Here is a 23,177-nt window from a genome sequence, read left to right as displayed (position 1 = left end):
AATAATCAAACTTTGTTAAAATTTTCCTGTTCTAGCGGGTTGCGAGAGTTATCTTAAGTAGTTACATATAAAATTTTACTCATGTTACTACGTTTAATTACTATCAGCGCCCTGCTAACATTATTTGCGCCATCCTTACTATTTCATAATTCAGCATCAGTTATTGCCCAAGCACCAACGCCAACGGCTGAAGAAAAAATTACCGAAGCGATTACCTTAAATAGTAATGGCGAAGGAATGGTATATAAAGATTTAGTTGGTTTAGGCGATTTGCAAGCTGGGTTAGAAATGTTCCAGCAAGCGTTGGCGATTTTCAAAAAATACAATGCAAAAGCAGGGGAAGCTAACGCCCTTACCAATATCGGCTATGTTTATCTGCGTCAGGGTAAATATTCTCAAGCGCTGGAGTTTTTGCAACAATCTTTAGCTATCCGCAAACAGGCACGATATACCCAGAGTGAATGGATACCTCTGTCCTATATAGGAGAAGTGTACACCAATTTAGGTCAATATCCCCAGGCAGTTGAAGCTTATCAATCAACTTTAACTATTCTCAAACAACTGCAAGCTGCTAATGCTCAAGATTCCAGTTATCCTACAAGTCAACGCATTTTGCTGGCGGATACTGGGGCTGTATATTTTAGGATGGGTCAATATCAAAAGGCTTTAGAACTTTATCAACAAAGTTTAGCAATTTACAAAGCAAATAGCGATAAAGTGGGCAGTGCGGAGACTTTAAATAATATTGGCGTTGTTTACATTAATTTGGGTAACTATACTCAAGCGCTAGATGCTTACCAACAAGCTTTAACTCCCATTCAAGACTTTTGTTATCAACAAAAATCGACTTGCTTTTATGGTACTGAAGCAGCAATTTTAAATAATCTTGCAGGTGCTTATTTTAGCTTAGGGCAATATCAAAAATCTTTAGAATTGGCGGAGAAATCTGCCAATATTTACAAAAAATTCCGCAGTGGGGAATATAAAGGCACAAATAAACAGGATATAAAATTACTCTACGATGCTCTCGGACAAAATCCCCAAGCTTTACAACAAGTTAGCAGTCGCGCGAATGTTGGCGATGCTTTTGGTAAAGATTCGTTTCAATTTCAAGGGGAAGCATTGAACCTGAATAATATCGGGCAAATTTATTTTAGCCAAGGTAAGAACGAACAAGCACTGAGGCTATATCAACAGGCTTTAGCTATTTATCAAGAAAATAAATATCCCCAAGGTATTGCTGTCACCTTAAATAATATTGGGCGAGTTTACGCTAGTAGCGGGAAATATAACCAAGCCATCGAGTCAAATCAGCAAGCTTTGACTAATTATAAAACAGTAGGCGATCGCACTGGCGAAGGTGTCACCCTTAGCAATCTCGGACAAATTTACCAGCAGCAACAGCAGTCTGAAAAAGCCACCAGCTTATATCAGCAAGCTTTAGCTATACACCGGGAAGTGAGCGATAAAGTTAGCGAAGCTGCTACACTGAAGTATTTAGGGGATGTGTTAGCGCAACAAAATCAGCCACAATTAGCGATCGCATTCTACAAACAATCAGTCAATCTTACCGAAACTATCCGCCAAAATTTGCGCGTTGTTCCTACAGACATTCAAAAATCCTATACAGAAACAGTATCTGAAAGGTACCGCAAATTAGCTGATTTATTACTCAAGCAAAACCGTTCAGCTGAAGCGCAACAAGTTTTAGATTTACTGAAAATTCAGGAAGTGCAAGATTTTCTGGGTAATAATCGTGGGAGTAATCAAACAAGAACAGCTAATAGTAATTCTCAGCCAGTACAAAACCTACCCCTAAAACCTCAAGAACAGGAAATATCGCAAAAATATAGCGCCATTCAAGATAAAGTAATTCTCTTAGGTAAAGAACTTACTACTCTCCGCAAAATAAATCCTAAGGAACGCACATCAGCACAAGAAAAGCGCATCGCCGAACTAGTACAACTTGAGCAACAAGCTACCGCCGAATTTAACAAATTTATCAAAAGTCCGGCTGTAGTTGCTTTAACTCAACAATTATCTACAACATCAAGTCAAGAAAACCTCAGTTTACGCCAACTAAATTCACTGCGGGATAATTTACGCCAGTTAAATAACAAAGCTGTTCTCCTTTATCCCTTAGTTTTAGAAGATAGGTTAGAATTAGTCATCGTTACAGCAGACGCACCACCAATTCATCGTACAGTAGCCGTAAAAAAACAAGAGTTAGAGCAAACAATTGAAGAATATCGGCAAAAAATCCAAGTACCTCGTAATAATATCAAACAGCCAGCACTTAAATTATATAGCTGGTTAATTCAGCCGATAGAAAATGAACTTAAACAAGCCGATGCAAAAACAATTATTTATGCTCCCGATGGACAATTAAGATACGTTCCCTTAGCTGGATTATTTGATGGTAAAGAATGGCTTGCACAAAGATTTGTAGTGAATAACATTACATCTGCAAGTCTCACCAAATTTGACAATAAACCATCAAAAAATATTAACGTTTTAGCAGCAGCTTTTACCCAAGGAGATTATACAGTCAAACTTGCCAATCGCGCCGAAGTTTTTCAAGGATTACAGTTTGCTAAAACTGAAGTAGAAACCTTAGCTCAAACAATTCCTGGAACTAAAATAATCTTAGATAAACTATTTAGTCCAGCAGCAACAATTCCCCAAATGAACGATTATAAAATTGTCCATTTGGCAACTCATGGATATTTAGTTAAAGGGAGTCCTGAAGATTCTTTTATTTTATTTGGTGATGGCGAACATGTCACTTTACGCGATATCGAAAATTGGTCTTTACCCAATGTTGATTTAGTAGTTTTAAGCGCTTGTCAAACAGCTTTAGGAGAAAAATTAGGCAATGGACAAGAAATTCTTGGTTTAGGATATCAAATACAACTAACAGGAGCCAAGGCGTCTATTGCTTCATTATGGCCTGTATCTGATGGCGGTACACAGGCTTTAATGAATGTATTTTATCAAGAATTAAAATCTGGTAAATTAACCAAAGCCGAAGCTTTACAAAAAGCCCAAATAGCTTTAATTTCTGGTAATTATTCAGCAAATAAGCAAAATAAAAGTAATAGTAAGTTAATTGCTAATGCTGCCAATGAATTTAGTCATCCCTTCTATTGGGCACCTTTTATTTTAATTGGTAATGGGCTGTGAAATGTTTGTAAATTCTTTCTCCTGGGGATTCCTTCTAGGGATGGGATGAAAGACACCCCGACAGATGAGACGCGATTAATCGCGTCTGTCAACGGTCAACGGTCAACAGGAAACAATCGCTTCGAGAATATTTTTTACTTGGAAGTCCCTAAAACAGCCTACTACTGATGATAAACGCGGAAACGATCGCTAATACAAGTAGATAATTTATACCTTGTTGATTAGTAAAAAAACTGAGGTTAACTTGCTGTATTTCTTCCGGAAAACAAACAATAAGAACTTGCCAGAGAAAAATATTAGAGTCATTATATATACATAAAATTATGTAATTACTTAATTTAGGTAGGAAAAATCCATGTGATAAAAATGTCTTTCAATTTAATAATGAACAAGATAAACTAAAAAATCTCCCCTTAGTAGGATTTCATGAAAATGTGATGCTGATAATGCATATGAGAAGCGATCGCTCTAGCTGCATTGAAACCACAGATAAGACAAGTAAAGCAATTTACCTGTAATTTAGATAGACACTATCATGTATGGCAACGTCCCATTACTCAATCTTGATTCTGGAGGATTCACCAGAAAATCGCTCCCTATACCGCAGTTACTTAAATCAGGATCTACTTGCTACATATAATATAGTGGAGGCTGAGTCAGGAATAGCAGCATGGGCACAGCTGAGACAAAACCAGCCAGACTTAATTTTGCTCAACGAACAACTACCGGATATAGGTGGTTTAGAATTTTTGCAGCAGTTACGGCAGCAATTTGACGACTGCCAAATTCCCGCGATTATTTTAGCAGATTTGGCAAATGAGGCGATCGCATCTGGTGCAACACAATATGCAGCTTCAGAATTTTTAGAAAAAAGTCAACTCACCAGTGCAAAGCTTTGTCAAACGCTGCATTTCACATTAGAAAAAACCCATCTTAAACAGCAACTAAAAATTCAAGCCCAACAACAACAGTTTTTAGCCAGAACCTTACAGCGCATTCATCAATGTTTACAGTTAGAGGAAGTTCTCACAACAACCGTTAACGAGTTACGAGAATTGCTCCAAGTCGATCGGGTATTATTGTGTCAGCAAAACGCTTCAATAAAAGACACAATTATTGCTAATTCTATAGCACCACAGTGGCAAAGTTCCCTCAACAATCAAATTCAAGATATTTGCTGGCAAGAACATCAGCGAATAGCTAATACTAACGGTGACATCTGGGCAATTTCTGATATTCATGCCGCAGAACTAACAGCTTGTCATCTGGAATTGTTAGAGAAATTTCATGTTAAAGCTAATTTGGTGGTGCCGATTTTACTGAAGTATGAAATTGCAGCGCCAGCAGATAAAAGCAATGGCGATTCCTCTCCAGTCTTGTGGGGATTATTGATTGTTAACCATTGCCGCACAACTCGTCAATGGCAGACACATGAACTCGATTTACTCACACAATTATCTGTGCATTTAGCTGTAGCCATTCAACAGGCACAGATGTGTGAAAATCTGCAAAATTTTAACCCTGTGCCGCTAATTCCTCAAAAGCGAGAGATTAATGAAAAAAAGCGCCTAGAAAAGGAACGCCAAGAAGCATTAGCCGCCCTCAAAGCCTCGGAAGCTGAACTGCGAGGGTTGTTTAATGCAATGGTTGATGTGATTTTGGTAATAGATAAACAAGGGCGTTATCTGAAAATTGCGCCTACCAGTGCAGATAAGCTTTACCTCCCCCCTGAAGAATCGATTGGGAAAACAGTCTATGAAATTTTACCTCATCACCTTGCAGAGAAGTTTGTCAGTTTGATTGGGGAAACTCTAGCTACACAAGCAACAAAAGAATGGGAATACAGCTTACATATCGGTAATCAAGAGTTGTGGTTTCATGCTAAAGTTTCACCAATTTCCGCAGAAACAGTAATTTGGGCGGCAAGAGATATCACCGCAGCTAAACGCAACGAAATTATTCAAAAAAATGCCGAACAAGCACTGCAAGAAAATCAAATTCTCTTGCGCGTGATTATGGATAGCTTACCCATGTCTATCTTTTGGAAAGATCTCAACTATCGTTACTTGGGTTGCAATCGCCAGTTTTTGATAGATGCGGGACTAGCTTCAACCGCAGAAATTTTTGGCAAAACAGATTTTGAGATGGTTTGGCAAGAACAAGCTCCACTTTATCAAGCCGACGATCGCATTGTCATGGCATCCCATCAGCCAAAGTTTAATATTGAAGAACCAATTACCAAAAGCGGTAATCTTCACAGGTGGTTACGCACCAATAAAGTCCCACTACACAGGCCTGATGGAGAAATTATCGGCGTTTTGGGTAGCTATGAAGATATTACAGAACGCAAGGCAATTGAGCAAGCTTTACAAGAAAGCGAACGCCGTTACGCCACCCTAGCCGCATCCGCCCCTGTAGGTATTTTCCGCACCGATGCTCAAGGAAATTGTCTGTATGTTAACCATGTCTGGTGTAAAAATACGGGTTTGACTCCTCAACAAGCAGCAGGCCAAGGATGGGCTGTAGCCTTACACCCAGAAGACCGAGATATAGTTGCAGCCCAATGGCATCATCTCATCCAAACAGGGGAAACTTTTAGCTTGGAATATCGCTTTTTGCGCCCGGATGGCTTGGAAAATTGGGTATTTGGGCAAGCTGTTCCCGAAAAGAACCCCGACGGCACTATCATCGGTTATATCGGTACAATTACTAATATCAATCGTAGCAAAAAAGCCGAAGCAGCTTTGCGGCAAAGTCAACACCTTTACCACATTCTGGTAGATAACTTTCCCAATGGCGTATTTGTGCTGTTTGACCATGACTTGCGCTACCTGTTAGTAGGAGGCTTAGAACTAGCGCGAGCAGGTTTGAATAAGTCAGAAATGGAAGGAAAAACGGTTTGGGAAATCTTTCCGCCAGAGACATGCGAAACGATCGTACCCATGTTTTACAAAGCACTGGCTGGTGAAACAGTAATTGCCGAAGTTCCTTATCAAGAGTTTATTTACTTAACCCATTATCTCCCCGTGCGCGACGAACAGGGTAATGTGATTGCAGGTATCCTGATGACACAAAACATTACCGAACGCAAACAAGCCGAGAATGCGCTGCGGGATAGTGAAGAGAAATTTCGCCAATTTGCAGAAAATAGCCGCCAAGTGATGTTACTGCGGCAGATTGACTCTGGCGAATTACTTTATATTAACCCCACCTATGAGGAAGTCTGGGGACGAAGTAATGAAAGTTTGTACGCCAATCCCGATTCTTGGCAAGATGCTTTACACCCAGAGGATGTTTCCCGCATTCAAGCAGCATATGAAGCTACGGCTAGACAGGGATTGTTAAATGAAGAATACCGAATTATTCGCCCTGATGGCTCGATTCGCTGGATTTGGGGTCGATGTTTCCCGATTCAAGATAGAACAGGGCAAATTTACCGCATTGGTGCTATAGCCGAAGATATTAGCAAGCGCAAACAAACAGAACAAGAACGCGATCGCCTACTACAAATTTTAGCATTACAAAATCAAACTTTAGAGCAAGAAGTTGCCCGACGCACCGCCGAATTACAACAAAGTGAAAACCGCTTCCGCAATCTGATAGAAACATCTAGTGATTGGGTGTGGGAAGTGAATGAATCGGGGATTTACACTTATGTGAGTCCGCAAGTTATTAATATTTTGGGATATTATCCAGAGGAAGTTTTAGGTAAAACTCCCTTTGATTTAATGCCACCTCAAGAAGCCGAAAGAGTCTTGAACGAGTTTATGAAATTTATCTCAGTGCAAGCTCCCTTTCAATGCTTAGAAAATACTAATTGTCATAAAGATGGCAGATTAATTATTTTAGAAACCAGCGCCGTACCCATTTTTGATACCGATGGACAATTTCGCGGCTATCGCGGTATGGATCGGGATATCACAGGCCGCAAACGCTCACAAGCTCAGTTACAGGAAGCAGAAATTCAATTACGTAACTTATCAGATCGCCTAAAATTAGCAGTTACATCCGCCAAAATTGGCATATGGGATTGGGATTTGCTCAACGATTCCATACTTTGGGATGAGCGAATGTATGAACTTTTTGGTGTCTCCCCTGAGAATTTTGATATCAGTCAGGAAGCTGAGGCAAAACTGGGACAGCTGTTTCATCCTGATGATACAGTTAGCATCAAAACTACTATTCAACAAGTAATTGCTGGAGATGGAGAACTAGAGACGGAGTTTAGAATTATCTTAGCCGATGGTAAAATTCGTACTCTCAAAGCCTATGGACTAGTACAACGCGATTCTCAAGGGCAAATCCAAAGGCTAATCGGTATTGCCTATGATATTAGCGAGCGCAAATTAGCAGAAATCCAACTACAACAAACCAATCAACAACTCGCAACTTCTAATGCGGAACTTGCTCGCGCTACTCGGCTCAAAGATGAATTTCTCGCTACCATGAGTCACGAACTCCGCACCCCCCTGAATGCAATTCTTGGCTTATCGGAAGCATTACAGGAAGAAGTATTTGGCGTTATCAACGATAAACAAAGACGGAGTTTGCAAACCATTGAACGCAGTGGTCAGCATTTATTAGAATTAATTAACGATATCCTCGATTTGTCAAAAATTGAAGCCGGTCAACTAGAGTTACACTATACCCAAATAGCTATCAGTTCCCTGTGTCAAGCAAGTTTGACATTTATTAAACAGCAAGCTTTACAAAAACGCATTCAACTAGAAGTAAATATTCAACCCCATCTACCAAAGTTAATGGTAGATGAACGCCGAATTCGCCAAGTTTTGATTAATTTACTCAATAATGCGGTAAAATTTACCCCAGAAGGCGGGCGCGTTACCTTAGAAGTTACCCATCAAAAATTGGCGCAAGCAGCAGAGATGACATCAGCGCAAAATTTTATTCGCATTGCTGTCATTGATACAGGTATTGGCATCGCGCCCAAAAATCTCAATAAATTATTTCAACCTTTTATCCAAATTGATAGTGCCTTAAACCGTCAATATAACGGTACTGGTTTAGGGTTAGTTCTCGTTAAGCGACTGGTGGAAATACATGGCGGTAAAGTAGGAGTTAGCAGCGAACTTGGTGTAGGCAGTTGCTTTAGCGTTGATTTACCCTGTGGCAATATATCTGAGGTAGCTGAGTCAGTGCAATCGCTATCATCTGAGCTAAATTCTACCCTGATAGCTACAGCAAAGGATTCACCCCTAATATTGCTAGCAGAAGATAACGAAGCTAATATTTTGACATTCTCTGGTTATTTAGAAGCTGTAGGTTACCGCCTGATTTTAGCCAAAACCGGTCAAGAAGCGATCGCCCTCAGCAAAAGCCAATCCCCCAATTTAATTTTAATGGATATACAAATGCCAGGAGTTGATGGCTTAGAGGCAATTAAACAAATTCGCGCAGATTCTCACTATGTAAATATTCCTATCATTGCCTTGACAGCCTTAGCTATGCCTGGCGATCGAGAAAAATTTTTAGCTGGTGGTGCTAACGAATATCTCTGCAAACCTGTTAAACTCCAGCAACTTGCAGCCCTGATTCAACAGCTTTTAGATGCACACAATTAAGAAGTCAACAGTCAACCGTCAACAGTCAATAGTCAACAGTCAACCGTCAACCGTCAACAGTCAACAGTCAACAGTCAACCGTCAACCGTCAACCGTCAACCGTCAACACCTATATCAAGTACAAAATCGGAGACGTAAGTATAATTAAGTATCACTAGCTGTCAATCTCATCTATGGCAATTTCTCATTACACAATTTTGCTTTTGGAGGATTCACCAGAAGATAGATCCCTATACTGCCGTTACTTAAATCAGGATCTACTTGCCACTTATAATATAGTTGAGATTGATACGGTAATAGCAGCGAGAAAATATTTAGCACAAAGCCAACCAGACTTAATAATTTTAGACTATCAACTGCCAGATATGGATGGTTTGGCATTTCTTGAGCAGTTGCGGTGGCAATATGAGAGTTTGCCAGTGCCAGTAATTATGTTAACAGGGCAGGGAGATGAAGCGATCGCGGCTCAAGCTATCAAGTTGGGTGCGGCAGAATATTTAGCTAAAGGTAAACTCACATGTACGGAATTTTGCCAAACGGTGCATTCTACATTAGAAAAAACCTTTCTACAGCAGCAAATCAAAATACAGGAGCAACAACAACTATTATTAGCCAGAATTTTGCTGCGAATTCGTCAGTTTTTGGGTTTAAAGGAAATTCTCTCTATAGCCGTGCAAGAAGTACGAGAACTTCTCAAAGCAGATAGAGCGATCGTCTACCAATTTGACTCGCAAATGAATGGTACAATTGTTGCTGAGTCAGTACTACCACAATGGAAAGCTTCCCTTAACTGTCAAATTCAAGACAGTTGCTTTCGAGAAAATCAGGGCGTAGCTTATTTAGGTGGCAAAATTCGGGCAATTGCAGATATTTACAATGCAGGATTAACAGACTGTCATATTCACTTACTAGAACAATTTGGGGTGAAGGCGAATCTCGTCGTACCCATTTTGATGCACCGTCAAAATTTGGGAGAAGTCAGAAAATCAAATACTCAGGTACTGTGGGGATTGCTGATAGCTCATCAGTGCAGCACAACTCGCGAATGGCAGAAACATGAACTCAGTATCCTCGAACAACTATCTGTGCATTTAGCTTTAGCGATTCAACAGGCAGAACTCTATGAAAATTTGCAAATTCTCAATAAATCTTTAGAAGAGAAAGTACAAGTACGAACCCAGGAATTGCAAGCGAGCGATCGCCGATTTCGAGCAATTTTTAATAACACCTTTCAGTTTACCGGATTGCTGACAACAGAGGGAATTTTACTAGAGGTGAACCAAACAGCTTTAGACTTTGGTGGTGTTAAACGAGAAGACGTTATTAATCAACCTTTTTGGGAAGCTTACTGGTGGAAAATTTCCCCAGCAACTCAGCAAAGATTAAAACAAGCGATCGCACTAGCCGCTCAAGGTGAATTTATCCGCTACGAAGTAGATATATTAGGCGCTGGGAGTCAAATAATCACCATAGATTTTTCTATTCGTCCCCTCAAGGATGAATCAGGAAAAATAGTCATGCTGATTCCCGAAGGGCGAGATATTTCCGAACGCAAACGAGCAGAAGCCACCTTGCAACTCCAAGCCCAAATTCTTGATGAAATTCATGATGCGGTAATTTCTACAGATGTTAATGGCATTATTCAAACTTGGAATCAGGGTGCAACGAAACTTTACGGTTATAGGGCAACTGAAGTCATAGGTAAGTCAATTAGTTTACTTTACTTTCCGAAAGATTTAGAGCAACTATCAACACAGGTAATGGAGCCGCTATTCCAAAATGGTAGTCATGCAATTGAGTTGCGAAATCGCACTAAAACAGGAGAATTAATATATATTAGCTTGCGGCTTTCAGTCATGCGAGACAACCAAGGTAACATCATTCGCCTACTCGGTTGTTCTCATAATATTAGCGAACGCAAAAAGGTAGAAAAAGCCCTGCAGGAAAGTCAAATTCTTTTACAAGTTGTCATGGATAGCTTACCAATAGCTATCTTTTGGAAAGATAGAAACTGCCGTTACTTAGGCTGCAATCGTCAGTTACTTTTAGATGCGGGGCTAACTTCCACAGCAGAAATTATTGGTAAAACAGATTTTGAGATGGTTTGGCGAGAGCAAGCTGCACTGTATCAAGCAGACGATCGCTTAGTTATGGCATCTGGTCAACCTCAGTTTAATATTGAAGAACCATTTACCAAAACTGGCAACCTTCACAGATGGTTGCGCACTAATAAAATACCATTACGTAACTCTGATGATGAGATTATCGCCATCGTCGCCAGTTATGAAGATATTACAGAACGCAAGGAAATTGAACAGGCTTTACAAGAAAGCGAACACCGTTATGCAACCCTAGCAGCATCAGCCCCCGTAGGTATTTATCGCACCGACATGGCGGGAAATTGCTTGTATGTCAACGAACACTGGTGTGAAATCACTGGCTTGACACTTGCAGAAGCTCTAGCGGATGGCTGGAAACAAGCTCTGCACTCAGAAGATCGCGAAATGGTGACAACCCAATGGCAGCACCTAGTCCAAACAGGTGAGACTTTTGCTTTAGAATATCGGTTTGTTCGCCGGGATGGCGTCGAGAACTGGGTATTTGGGCAAGCTGTTCCCGAAAAGCATCCAGATGGTACAGTCATCGGTTATGTCGGCACAATTACAAATATTAAGCGCAGAAAACAAGCAGAACAAGAACGCGATCGCTTATTACAAGTTTTAGCATTACAAAATCAGACTTTAGAAGCTCAAGTTAGCCAACGCACAGCCGACTTAAAACAAAGTAAAGAACGCTTCCAAAATTTAGTAGAAACATCCAGTGATTGGGTGTGGGAAGTGAATGAAGCGAGCGTTTATACTTATGTGAGTCCGCAAATTATGCAAATATTAGGATATGCCCCAGAGGAAGTTTTAGGCAAAACTCCCTTTGATTTAATGCCAACAGCCGAAGCCGAAAGAGTCTTGAACGAGTTAATGAAATTCGTCTTTGAGCAAGTTCCCTTTCAATGCTTAGAAAATATTAACCTCCATAAAGATGGACGATTAATTACTTTAGAAACAAATGCAGTGCCCATTTTTGATGTAAATAAACAATTTCGCGGCTATCGCGGTATGGCTCGTGATATTACTGTCCGCAAACAAGCACAAGAACAGCTGCGTAACCTGTCAGATCGCTTAAATTTGGCAGTTAAATCGGCACAAATTGGCATTTGGGATTGGGATTTGCTCAACGACTCCCTAGTTTGGGATGAGCGCATGTATGAACTGTTTGGTGTCTCTCCCACAAATTTCGATTTGAGTCAAAGTGCTTGGGAAAAATTTTCCCAGCTGCTCCATCCTGAAGATAAAATTAGCATCCGCGATAATTTTCAACAAGTCATTAACGCAGAGAAAGAATTAGATACTGAGTTGAGAATTATTTTGTCCGATGGTGAAATTCGCACTCTCAAAGCCTATGGATTGGTGCAACGCAATTCTCAAGGGCAAGCCCAAAGGATTATCGGCATTAACTATGATATTAGCCATCGCAAATTAGCAGAAATACAACTGCAACAAACCAATCAACAACTAGCAGCCTCTAATGCAGAACTCGCTCGCGCTACCCGGCTCAAAGATGAATTTCTCGCCACCATGAGTCACGAACTCCGCACCCCCTTAAATGCAATTTTGGGTATAACAGAAGCATTGGAAGATGAGATATACGGTATAATTACTGAGAAGCAAAAACAGTGTTTGCAAACCATCGAGCAGAGCGGGAACCATCTCTTAGAATTAATCAACGATATCCTTGATTTGTCGAAAATTGAAGCCGGTCAACTAGAGTTACACTACACCAAAGTAGCAATTCATCCCCTGTGCCAAGCAAGTTTAGCATTCATTAAACAGCAAGCCTTTCAAAAGCGCATCCAACTGGAAGTGAAGATTCAACCCCATCTACCAGAGTTAATGGTAGACGAACGGCGGATTCGCCAAGTTTTGATTAATTTACTCAATAATGCTGTGAAATTTACCCCAGCAGGCGGGCGCATTACCTTAGAAGTTACTTATGAAAAATTGACGCTAGAAGCAGAGATGACATCAGTGCAAAATTTTATTCGCATTGCTGTCATTGATACAGGTATTGGTATCGCACCCAAAAACCTCAATAAATTATTTCAACCTTTTATCCAAATTGATAGTGCTTTAAACCGTCAATATAACGGTACTGGTTTGGGGTTAGTTCTCGTCAAGCGACTGGTAGAAATACATGGCGGTAAGGTAGGAGTCACCAGCGAACTTGGTGTAGGTAGTTGCTTTACGGTTGATTTACCCTGTGGCAATATCTCTGCGGCAACTGAGTTAGTCAACTCAGAATCGCCAAAGCTCAATTCTCCACTCATCGCCACAATAGAGAATTCACCCCTCATTTTGCTAGCAGAAGATAACGAAGCTAATATTTTTACCTTCTCTACTTACTTAGAAGCTGTAGGTTATCGGATGATTTTGGCACGAAATGGTCAAGAAGCGATCGCTCTTACTAAAAGCCAATCCCCCAACTTAATTTTAATGGATATTCAAATGCCGGTAGTAGATGGACTAGAAGCCATCAGGCAAATCCGCTTAGATCCCAACTTTACCCATCTTCCCATTATTGCGCTGACAGCCCTAGCCATGCCTGGGGATGAAGAAAAATGTTTAGTCGGCGGTGCTAACAAATATCTCTGCAAACCTGTCAAACTCCAGCAACTTGCAGCCTTAATTCAACAATTGTTACATGCACGCAAGTCATGATTTATAGCTGTTGACAGTTGACTGTTGACAGCCCCGCACTGAGCCTGTCGAAGTGTTGACAGACTTAAAAGCCTTTTATTGTCAGGGTTTTATCTTAGGTTGATGTCCTAATCTATCTGGCTACAGCATTTTCCTGTAAATAGACCACGCTGTAGGGGCACGGCACTAGTAAAATTATTGTATGTACCAAAAGATTGTCGGTGCCGTGCCCCTACGACAGATGTGGTTTAAATAGGTGAAAACTGCTGTAAATAGGTGAAAACTGCTGTAAAAGTTTAGCACTGCTAAACCTTAAGCATTTATTTAACAAAAATTGTAATCTACCAAACAAATTAAATTTATATAATTGCCTTTCTATAGACAGACGATTATATCTGTCAGCGAAGTTATATTATTTTCAGTCATTAGCTGTTTAAAAAATTTAAAGCTCCTCTATATTTCTGTGAGGAGCTTTATTTATATTGAGATTATCTTTATTCAAGATATATAGCAATTCAAGTTGATTTGTGTGGAGCGTTCTTTTCTCGATAACTAATAGAAAAGCATTATCATGTGATGTGAGATTATGAACTAGTCAAACCTGCTTTGTCACAATGTTAATGAATTTTACTGCCTGACACTTCAATGTTCTTGCTATCAATAACCTGTGAGTAAGTATATATACTACTCATAGGCAGGCGATGAAAGCTGAGTTCATCCCCTATGAATCTTGAGATTCTTCAGCGCTAGGTTCTGCTTCAGTTTCCGTCTCCGCTTTCACATCAACTTTCGGTTTCACGGGTTTTGGCCCCCTTACTAGTGCGGGACTAACCTGTTGCTTGGTTTCCTCACCAAAAGATGATTTTTTTCCTTTACCAGAGGAACGATTACCTTTCGATTTTGAGCTTCTAGGATTAGACTCAGCCTGTAAATCAGCCGAATTTTCCGAATTTTTGTCAGTATTGGCTTGAGCCTGACGTTCCGATTTCTTGATTGGGCGTTCTATCATTGTAGATTTTTGTAAAGCTACCTTTATGATACATCGGTTTGCTGACGATGGATCTAATAACTATTCTTTTCAATAAAGTCAGTCTGATTAACAAAGCATCATCTATCTCAGTCAAATTGTTATTTAGCTACCTCATAAGCAAATACCAAATTTCTGTCAGAAATCTGATATTTAAATCTTGGTAAATAATTTAGATTTACTAGATTTACTTGATCCGCGACCAAAAATGAGCTTTGGGGGTGAGATAAAAAAGCGCGATCGCTAATATTAATTCAATAGGTATCAGTGAAAAAAATAGACTAGAACATAACCAAAAAGTCGCGAATAATAAAGCTAATATTTGCCCAAGCGAATTATTAATTTTTGGAGTGATAGCCAAACAAAGTAAAGCTAAACCTAGAGCAATCGATGAATAGGCAAAGTTTAACATAGTGAGTAATTAATAATGTCAAAGAATCCCAGATAATTGATGAACTGTAAGCAAACCGATATCTGTCTAGAATGCTAGCACTGCTACCGATGTATCAACGCTACAATACCTCCCCAACATTGTAGAATCAGAACCTCATTTCCTCAAACCGTTGGTTTACCCAAACCGAAAATTTGATTCCTTTACTCTAGCTTGACGAACATCCGTGAAAAGTTTGTTCGTGATTAACATAGTTATGCCAACTGCAAATGATTTTATAACTTTTCTGGTACAGTTTGGGCGACTAACCTTGTATCATAATTCCCTATTGTAGATATCAAGCTTATCAATGCTTCCCTATCAGCTAACGCTGTCATTGCCAAGGAAAGATGAGACTGTCTAGTTTTAGGTTGATACAGGAAAATACCAATTTTTGGGTTACAAGATGCTACATTTACTTTAATTAGATTTACTTACACAAAAGCATAATCTTCAATTTTAGGTTCTATCTAATTTCCCAAGATAATTTTTGCTTTTGCGCTTTTGATTCCCTATTTGGATATCTTAGCATAGATATTAAGGAATAACTTACGTACAGAGAAAATTAAGGCAACAGAAGATTGATCGATGCTCAACCTTGACTAAATCTGAGGCTAAAATCAAATAGAGTGAGCAGGAGTTGAGCGTTGCTCATACCAATTCACAAATATTTAGCTAACAGCTAATGCAGATATCTATAAAATCATCCCACATTTATACAAATTAGCTTGTAGAAGCAAAAATTTTGGCAGCAGGTAAGCAATATTTACTAATGAGGGAGAGAAAGCCTTGATTTGTTAGCCATTCACAGATTGTCTGTGCAAAAATAATATTTTCTTTACCAATTGAGTTGGTAAAAAGATAGATATGATACAGTTTTTAGAGCTAAACTTAGTCTTTGATGGTTGGTAGGCAATAAGTATCAGCTGTAGGAAATACCTAGAGCGATCGCACCCAATAGGTAGATTTTGCCATGATTAAAATTTACTACATAGCAAATTCATCTCTTGCTCCCACAGCTATCCATCCATCCCAAATTTATCGATCGAGTTAGTGGTTATTGGTTGGATGTATTTATCAAGCTGTGTAGAAATCCAAGAAATTGCAAATCTCTACAAAGCTGAAAGAAAATCATCCTCAGTTATGGTTAGACTTGCTGTGAATTTCTACCCAATTAAAATGATTAACCTTACTTGTAAATTATTATGTATCAGCCAGTGCATCCTGACGATTTACCTTCAGAACGGACAATTAAATTGAGTGAAATACTTTTCAGACAACTTGAAGATAAAATTAAGCAACTCTTTTATCAAAATTGCGTTCACTCAACACGTATTGTCTTATCCAATTGTCATTGGTATTTCCGCATTAATTCGGGAATTCTGATGTTAATTTTGGTTTGCCATAATATAGAACCATACCAGAATATTACCAGCATTATTCCCCAACTGACGCAGCAATTAAAACTATTTGCTAACAAAGCTATGATTAGTGTCAGTCCGCCAATTGCTAGTGAAATACCCTTAGTAGTTAATATCGAGAATCTTTTATCGGAAGAAGACTACCCTAGTAATTAACCCGCATAAATCAAAGCCGCCGTCTAGGCTATCTCTGTTGCAGTTGTGAGATAATTTGCTAGTTAACCAGCAATTTCCTAAAGGAGGGAACAGTTACAATTTATCGTAATTATTAATGAAATCTCTGCTAAATCTATTAAAGCTATAGCAATCCTATCTGAGTTGTGAAAATATTTTTTAATGAACCGCCAAGTACGCCAAGTACGCCAAGGATAAACGAAGAACTGAGATTTTGTAAATTTCACACATAATTTAGGAATGCTATATCATAAAATTATAAATTTCTCCGCCAAATTGCGGCTATGAGCGAACCTGTAAGATTATGACATACGCTAAATATCGCACCTGGTATGGCTGCTAGGGGTTCAAAATGTGCGATCGCTAAGGCTACAGCTAAACCAGAATTTTGCATTCCTACCTCTATAGAAATTGTCCGACAAATAGTTGGTGATTGACCTGCGATCGCGGCACCAAAATACCCCAAAATTAACCCCAAAACATTATGTAAAATTACCGCTACGATGACGATTGGCGTAATAAATAATCGCTCGTGATTTAAGCCAACAATTGTTGTAATAATCCAAACAATTGCGAACATAGAAATTAGCGGGAGTATGCCGTCAATCACAAATTTATTAGGAGTCCAAAAACGTCTAATCACAATTCCTAATATTACTGGTAAGAGGACAAATTGTACTGTAGTAGTAATTAAAGATAACGGCTTAATATCCACCCAATTTGCACTGAGTAACCAAATCCAAGCTGGTGTAATAATCGGGCTGAGGATTGTAGAAGCAGTTGTTATGGCTACAGATAAAGATACATCACCACGAGCCAAAAAAGTAATTACTTCTGAAGCCGTTCCACCGGGACTAGCACCTACAAGAATTACGCCTAATGCTAACATCGGTGGTAATCTCAAAGCTGTTGCCGCTAACCATCCCAACAGTGGCATAATCGTAAATTGTAGTAACACTCCCAAAACAACGGCTTTACTAGCTTGGCGTAAGCTTTGTAATTGCTCAATAGTGATTGTTAAACCCATTCCTAACATCACTACTCCCAGCGCGATGGAGATATTACCGCTACCACTGGCAGCGATTTTAGGGAATAAATAACCACCAACAGCACCAATTAATACCCAAAGAAAAAATAAATCTTGGGTGAATTTAATGAAACGATTAATTTGGTATGACATTGACTGAATTTGGATCGCGATCGCAACTTTTGACGCTTGGGGAATAGGCTGGTGATTTCTACATTGTGCTGATATCCCACATTGTCACTTTACAACGAAATGCGCCCCGAACAGCTATTCTGCTTTTAATCTATCCTTAGGGCTGTTGACTGTTGACTGTTGACTGTTGACTGTTGACTGTTGACTGTTGACTGTTGACCGTTGACTGTTGACTGTTGACAGTAAAAGCTAGTGCTAAGTCTTTCAATATCTCTAGATATCCTGACTATTTTTGCATAAATTTTGCAGTTCTGACACCATAGAAGCTGCGACATAAGAACCATTATCTGAATCATCCTTGAATATTTAATACATTTTCTGTCATTATACTTTCACATCAAGTTGAGAAGTATTCGCAATACTCTATAATTCTCAGTTGAGAGTAAATCTCAATTTTCTGCCTCTGGTGTCTCTACTTACAGGATATTTCAGGTAAATGAGGTACGCGCTTCGGGGCATGGCAGTGCCAGTGCCCCTACAATCAACGCTCGTTTCTACCTCACCAACTGGCAATCTGCTGTATCTTTGCCAATCTATCTATGATGTTGAATTTTAGGGTGTATTTATGGTCAAGCTTCAAATCGTGAAAGAAAAATCATGGAGATTTTTAGCTTTAATCCTCAGTGTCATTTTGATTGTGGTTTCTGCCAATCATAATTTTGCAGCTACACCCAGAACTACAGAAATTTTATGGGATACCTACGGTATACCGCATATATATGGTAAAGATGCTCAAGGCGCTTTTCGGGCGTTTGGTTGGGCACAAATGCAAAGTCATGCTAATTTACTGTTACGTCTCTACGGTCAAGCTAGGGGAAAAGCCGCAGAGTATTGGGGAGAAGAATATTTAGAATCCGATCAATGGGTACTGACAATGGGCGTACCTAATCGTGCTAATTCTTGGTATCAAGCACAAAGCCCAGCTTTTAAAAGTTATATTAATGCCTTTGCTGAGGGGATAAATACTTATGCTAAGGCACATCCCGATTTAATAGACGATGAAGTAGAAATAGTCTTACCTATAAAGCCAGAGGATGTCTTCGCCCACTTACAGAGGGTGCTGTATTTTACGTTTATAGTTAATCCACAACAGGTAGCAGATAATACTCACAGTCAACCGGAGGCAGGTTCTAACGGTTGGGCGATCGCACCCAAGCATTCTGCAAGTGGAAAGGCGATGTTATTAGCTAACCCTCACTTATTTTGGTCAGATTTATTTCTTTGGTACGAAGCGCAAATTACTGCACCGGGAATGAATGCTTATGGTGCAACCTTAGTAGGAATTCCCGTTTTAGCGATCGCCTTTAACGATAGTTTAGGGTGGACTCATACCGTCAATACTCATGATGGTTGGGATTTGTACGAGTTGAAATTAGCTGATGACGGTTATATTTTTGACGGTCAAATACGTGCTTTTACTAGAGAAAATTTAGCGTTAAAAATCAAACAAAAAGACGGCTCTTTTGTAGAACAACCATTAATAGTCAAAAATTCCATTCACGGTGCAGTAGTTCAAGAAAAACCAGGTAAAGCTTTAGCTCTGCGAGTTGTGGGTGGCGAGCGTCCTGGCGTGTTGCAACAATGGTGGGATATGGCAGCAGCTCAAAACCTCAGGGAATTTCAAACAGTATTACAGCGTTTGCAGCTACCAATGTTTACCGTCATGTATGCAGATAGAGAAGGGCATATCATGCACCTATTTAACGGTCTTGTACCGATTCGCCAAGAGGGTGACTATAAATATTGGGAAGGCTTAATTCCTGGTGACACAGCCAAAACTCTGTGGACAAAGATGCACCCTGACGCAGATTTACCGCGTATCATCGATCCTGCTAGCGGTTGGTTGCAAAATGCTAACGATCCACCTTGGACAACTACCTTTCCCACTGCGATTAAAGCCGATGATTACCCTGCATATATGGCTCCCAGAGGATACATGCCTTTCCGCGCCCAAAGTTCCGCCAAAATGTTGGCTGAAGATAAGAAAATTTCCTTTGCAGAAATGATTGATTATAAACATTCCACGAAAATGGAAGTCGCAGAACGCATCCTCGACGATTTAATTCCCGCCGCACAACAATATGGTGATGAATTAACTCGGCGTGCGGCTAATATTTTAGCAACTTGGGATCGCCAAGCTAATGCTGATAGTCGCGGTGCAGTCTTGTTTTCCTTTTGGTGGCAAGAAATAGACGAAGATAATATCTTTAGTATTCCTTGGAGTGAGAAATCTCCACTGACTACACCCGATGGTTTGAAAGATCCCAAAAGCGCTGTACAGGCTCTACAAATAGCCGCAACCAAAGTCGAAAAAGCTTATGGCAAACTAGATGTAGCTTGGGGTGAAGTTTTTCGTTTGCGTAGCGGTAACCTCGATTTACCTGCAAATGGTGGTGAAGGGGATTTAGGAATATTCCGCGTCCTCAATTTTGCACCTTCTAAAAATGAACGCTTTCAAGCAGTTGCGGGAGATAGTTATGTGGCGGCGATTGAATTTTCTCAGCCAGTCACAGCCAAGGCTTTACTTAGTTACGGTAACGCCACTCAACCCGGTTCGCCCCATATTAGCGATCAGCTACCACTATTTGCACGTAAGCAATTGCGTTCTGTTTGGCGAACTCGTGCAGAGATATTAGCACACTTGGAGCAACGCCAAGCTTTTTGACATGAGTTATGCATCACAAATCTGCAAGTATGGTGGGAAAATCCTGCTAATATTAGCGCTGGTGAGTTTACCTTTACCAGCATTGTCAGAAAATCAACAGGTGAATAGTTCAGCAGAGTTTGAGCTACAGACGCAAATTAGCGATCGCGATGGTAAAATTATCGAGTTATTAGTGGCGATCGCTTTAAGTCAGTCATCCCAAGTACGGGAAGCCAAAGCTGCTATGGGATGGAGTGCATTCACCGATGTTTTGACTGTGGAACTCTCACCATCTCAAACGACAACTAATTACAACTTGCCAGAGATATTATCCGAAAGCGAGCGTAGTTTTGGTATTTCCATCACAATTGACCCAATTAGACTATTAAACGTCATTAACGAATTACCTATAAGACAAGCTCGCTGGCATGAAACCAAACAGCAAAAGCGTCTAGCAGTTATACAATACTACCTTGCTTACCTACAAGCCCAACAAGCCACAAAAATAGCCGCTTATCGAATGCAACAAATTGCCCCAGCTTTAGGAAAAACTGAGAGAATTGCTAGTGTTAATTCCCAAGTAACGGTTGCTCAACCAGTAACTCTGGCGAACCCTGAATATGTAGCAGCTGCAACAGAGATGTTAAATACAAATGCAAGAGAACGCCTAGCATTAGAAGAACTAGCAGCCTGTATTGGCTTATCTTCACAAGCTACTCTTAGGCTCATCAATGAACTTAAATAAGGTGTTGTCAATAGTCAATAGTCAATAGTCAATAGTCAATAGTCAATAGTCATTTGTTATTTTGAGGACTTAACCAATTTAGTATGAAGCTGCAAATAATTATTTTCGCAAATCTGGAACATAAAAAACTCTGCGTACCTACCCTGCGGGAAGGCGAAGCGCCTATGCGTTAACCTTAGCGTACCTTTGCGTTTAAAAAAGGTAAGTTTTATGCAGCTTCACCAATAAATTGTTTTACGCACAAAAAATTACAAATAACTACTTATACTGCCAAATACTCTAGTAAATATTTACTCAAACTTTCCAATAAAAGCGATTGGGCAGAATGCAAAAAAAAGTGATTTCCCGGAAACATCTGTAAATTAAAATTAGCCTGAGTTTGCTGTTGCCATGCTTCCAGGTTATCGTGACTAACTTCTGCATCCTCCAAGCCACCAAAAGCTGTAATAGGACATTCTAGAGGTGCTTCTGGGGTATAAATATAAGTTTCCAAAACAGCAAAATCAGACCGTATAATGGGGACAAATATCTGCATCAATTCGGCATTTTCTAATACTGCTGGCGGTGTACCGTTGAGATGACGCAGTTTTTCTCGAAAAGCAGTTTCGGAAAGGTTATGAATTGGTGGATTGATAGGGGGAATTTGGGGAGCGCGACGCGCAGAAATAAACAGATGAACTGGCAGAAGATTATACTTTTTGCGAAGTAAACGAGCTAGCTCAAAGCTGACTAAAGCGCCCATACTATGACCAAAAAAGGCAAATGGTTTATCTAAATATGGGTGTATGTAGGAAGCGATCGCATCTACAAGCGGCACTAATTGATTATATGGCGGTAAATTCATTTGTCTTCCTCTACCAGGAAGTTCAACCGCACATAATTCTATAGATGATGGGAGAAATTCTACCCAATTCCGAAAAATGAAAGAACTACCCCCCGCATAAGGAAAGCAAAATAAACGCAATTGTGCTTGCGGATTACTCCGGGGACAAATTACCCAAGAATTTAGATTTGATATATTTGATTTCATGGCAAGTTGAATTAGCTTCGATATAGAATATTAATCTATCATTATCAAAATTTCTATATCTACCAATTGACAAAACTTTTTCTATGAATAGCTTAAAAAATAACCAAAATCAGGGTAAGAATAATTCTCCAAATAAAAGTTTATTACCGGGGCTGAGTTATATATCAGGATTAATGTTCCTGCTAGGGTTAGCTATGCTCGTAAGAGGTGGTAGCTTGTTTAATTCACCAGCTAATTTTACTAATACATCAGAAACTACTCACAATGCATCTGCATTGATGCGTAAAAGCGTAACCATTAAAAGCAGAGCGATTGAAAAAATTGGTTTGAGTTCCTTTACAATTAGTGATGACCGATTTTTTCGCGGTCAACCTATTATAGTTGTGAATGCTTCTGGTAAGGCTTTCGATTTACCAGTTGAACAAAATGTAGCCGTGCAAGTTACTGGTAAATTGCGCAATTTAGTAATTCCCGAAATTGAGCGAGAGTTTCATCTCAAATTAGAGGATAAATCTTATAGAAAATATATCAATAAACCTGCGATTATTGCTCGCGAACTTGCCCTAGTACCCCAAATTAGTCAAATAACAAAAAATCCTCAAAAATACTATGGTAATAATATTGTGGTCACAGGGAAAGTAGCAACTATCCGCAGTTCTATTTTATTAACAATAGATAAAAATCGCTGGTTTGGCGGGCAAGATTTACTATTATTATTAACAGCCCCACCCCAAGTAACTATCAATCAAGGTCAAATGGTATCAGCAGTTGGTGAAATTCGTCCGTTTGTCGCTGCGGAAATTGAGAGAGACTATAAGTTTACTTGGAGTCTAGAAGCAAAAAGCAGTTTAGATGCTGAGTATGGTAATAGGCCTGTTTTAGTGACGAAAACTATCTATCCTGCTGAGTAATTTTTACTAATATAATTAACTGATATCGGCTGGAGATGAAGCTAGCGATCACCTGAATTT

At 39.6% G+C, this 23,177-nt stretch carries 13 protein-coding genes; 8 read left to right on the top strand and 5 right to left on the bottom strand.

The annotated features are described in order from the left end of the window. Window positions 1-81: 81 nt before the first annotated feature. The 4 genes from AACW45_RS15310 (at window position 82) to AACW45_RS15295 (ending at window position 13,537) form a co-directional block, all read left to right on the top strand. Window positions 82-3,183, top strand: a complete 3,102-nt coding sequence (locus AACW45_RS15310) for a CHAT domain-containing protein (protein WP_190633407.1) — start codon at window positions 82-84, stop codon at window positions 3,181-3,183. A 539-nt stretch (window positions 3,184-3,722) separates the two neighbouring features. Beyond that, window positions 3,723-8,765, top strand: coding sequence for a PAS domain S-box protein (locus tag AACW45_RS15305; RefSeq protein ID WP_190633406.1), 5,043 nt, complete (start codon window positions 3,723-3,725; stop codon window positions 8,763-8,765). Further along, a complete protein-coding gene (locus AACW45_RS15300; RefSeq protein WP_190633405.1) occupies window positions 8,752-8,913 on the top strand; it encodes a hypothetical protein in 162 nt (53 codons plus the stop codon). The genes AACW45_RS15305 and AACW45_RS15300 overlap by 14 nt, the downstream gene beginning before the upstream one ends. A gap of 25 nt (window positions 8,914-8,938) precedes the next feature. Beyond that, complete coding sequence (locus AACW45_RS15295; protein ID WP_190633404.1) at window positions 8,939-13,537, top strand: PAS domain S-box protein; 4,599 nt, start codon at window positions 8,939-8,941, stop codon at window positions 13,535-13,537. Between the two features lie 700 nt (window positions 13,538-14,237). On the opposite strand, the gene AACW45_RS15290 is transcribed toward AACW45_RS15295, so the two are convergent. Both AACW45_RS15290 and AACW45_RS15285 read right to left on the bottom strand, forming a co-directional pair. After that, the gene (locus tag AACW45_RS15290) at window positions 14,238-14,525 is read right to left on the bottom strand and encodes a hypothetical protein (protein ID WP_190633403.1); all 288 of its coding nucleotides are present in this window, start codon (window positions 14,523-14,525) and stop codon (window positions 14,238-14,240) included. A 205-nt stretch (window positions 14,526-14,730) separates the two neighbouring features. Beyond that, window positions 14,731-14,955, bottom strand: coding sequence for a hypothetical protein (locus tag AACW45_RS15285; protein ID WP_190633402.1), 225 nt, complete (start codon window positions 14,953-14,955; stop codon window positions 14,731-14,733). 1,223 nt (window positions 14,956-16,178) lie between these two features. On the opposite strand from AACW45_RS15285, the gene AACW45_RS15280 reads away from it, so the two are divergent. Further along, window positions 16,179-16,550, top strand: coding sequence for a hypothetical protein (locus AACW45_RS15280; protein WP_190633401.1), 372 nt, complete (start codon window positions 16,179-16,181; stop codon window positions 16,548-16,550). 274 nt (window positions 16,551-16,824) lie between these two features. On the opposite strand, the gene AACW45_RS15275 is transcribed toward AACW45_RS15280, so the two are convergent. Next, a complete protein-coding gene (locus AACW45_RS15275) occupies window positions 16,825-17,748 on the bottom strand; it encodes a bile acid:sodium symporter family protein (protein ID WP_190633400.1) in 924 nt (307 codons plus the stop codon). Between the two features lie 125 nt (window positions 17,749-17,873). Then, on the bottom strand, window positions 17,874-18,062 hold the full coding sequence (locus AACW45_RS15270; RefSeq protein WP_190633399.1) for a hypothetical protein: 189 nt from the start codon (window positions 18,060-18,062) through the stop codon (window positions 17,874-17,876). A 290-nt stretch (window positions 18,063-18,352) separates the two neighbouring features. Between AACW45_RS15270 and AACW45_RS15265 the strand changes: the two genes are divergently transcribed. Together AACW45_RS15265 and AACW45_RS15260 are read left to right on the top strand one after the other, a co-directional pair. Further along, window positions 18,353-20,452 (top strand): acylase, encoded by a 2,100-nt coding sequence (locus AACW45_RS15265; RefSeq protein WP_190633398.1) that lies wholly within the window; start codon window positions 18,353-18,355, stop codon window positions 20,450-20,452. Between the two features lies 1 nt (window position 20,453). Continuing rightward, entirely contained in the window at window positions 20,454-21,176 is a 723-nt protein-coding gene (locus AACW45_RS15260; protein ID WP_190633397.1) for a hypothetical protein, read from the top strand. Between the two features lie 262 nt (window positions 21,177-21,438). Here the strand turns inward: AACW45_RS15260 and AACW45_RS15255 are convergent, their stop codons facing one another. Next, window positions 21,439-22,206 carry a thioesterase II family protein gene (locus AACW45_RS15255; RefSeq protein ID WP_190633396.1) on the bottom strand — a complete coding sequence of 256 codons (768 nt, stop codon included), beginning with the start codon at window positions 22,204-22,206 and terminating at the stop codon, window positions 21,439-21,441. A gap of 83 nt (window positions 22,207-22,289) precedes the next feature. Here AACW45_RS15255 and AACW45_RS15250 point away from each other — a divergent pair, with 83 nt between their 5' ends. Then, on the top strand, window positions 22,290-23,117 hold the full coding sequence (locus AACW45_RS15250) for a hypothetical protein (RefSeq protein ID WP_242045564.1): 828 nt from the start codon (window positions 22,290-22,292) through the stop codon (window positions 23,115-23,117). The last annotated feature ends 60 nt before the right edge of the window (window positions 23,118-23,177 follow it).

This window comes from Calothrix sp. FACHB-168 (assembly GCF_963889195.1).
Taxonomy (GTDB): Bacteria; Cyanobacteriota; Cyanobacteriia; order Cyanobacteriales; family Nostocaceae; genus Aulosira; species Aulosira anomala_A.
The sequence above is the reverse complement of the archived record's forward strand: the minus strand, read 5'-3'. Positions and strand labels throughout refer to the sequence as shown.

Bases quoted from the DNA above. Each gene is read 5' to 3' on its own strand.
- AACW45_RS15310 (WP_190633407.1), top strand. From the start codon at position 82: ATGTTACTACGTTTAATTACTATCAGCGCCCTGCTAACATTATTTGCG.
- AACW45_RS15305 (WP_190633406.1), top strand. From the start codon at position 3,723: ATGGCAACGTCCCATTACTCAATCTTGATTCTGGAGGATTCACCAGAA.
- AACW45_RS15300 (WP_190633405.1), top strand. From the start codon at position 8,752: ATGCACACAATTAAGAAGTCAACAGTCAACCGTCAACAGTCAATAGTC.
- AACW45_RS15295 (WP_190633404.1), top strand. From the start codon at position 8,939: ATGGCAATTTCTCATTACACAATTTTGCTTTTGGAGGATTCACCAGAA.
- AACW45_RS15290 (WP_190633403.1), bottom strand. From the start codon at position 14,525: ATGATAGAACGCCCAATCAAGAAATCGGAACGTCAGGCTCAAGCCAAT.
- AACW45_RS15285 (WP_190633402.1), bottom strand. From the start codon at position 14,955: ATGTTAAACTTTGCCTATTCATCGATTGCTCTAGGTTTAGCTTTACTT.
- AACW45_RS15280 (WP_190633401.1), top strand. From the start codon at position 16,179: ATGTATCAGCCAGTGCATCCTGACGATTTACCTTCAGAACGGACAATT.
- AACW45_RS15275 (WP_190633400.1), bottom strand. From the start codon at position 17,748: ATGTCATACCAAATTAATCGTTTCATTAAATTCACCCAAGATTTATTT.
- AACW45_RS15270 (WP_190633399.1), bottom strand. From the start codon at position 18,062: ATGTCGCAGCTTCTATGGTGTCAGAACTGCAAAATTTATGCAAAAATA.
- AACW45_RS15265 (WP_190633398.1), top strand. From the start codon at position 18,353: ATGGTCAAGCTTCAAATCGTGAAAGAAAAATCATGGAGATTTTTAGCT.
- AACW45_RS15260 (WP_190633397.1), top strand. From the start codon at position 20,454: ATGAGTTATGCATCACAAATCTGCAAGTATGGTGGGAAAATCCTGCTA.
- AACW45_RS15255 (WP_190633396.1), bottom strand. From the start codon at position 22,206: ATGAAATCAAATATATCAAATCTAAATTCTTGGGTAATTTGTCCCCGG.
- AACW45_RS15250 (WP_242045564.1), top strand. From the start codon at position 22,290: ATGAATAGCTTAAAAAATAACCAAAATCAGGGTAAGAATAATTCTCCA.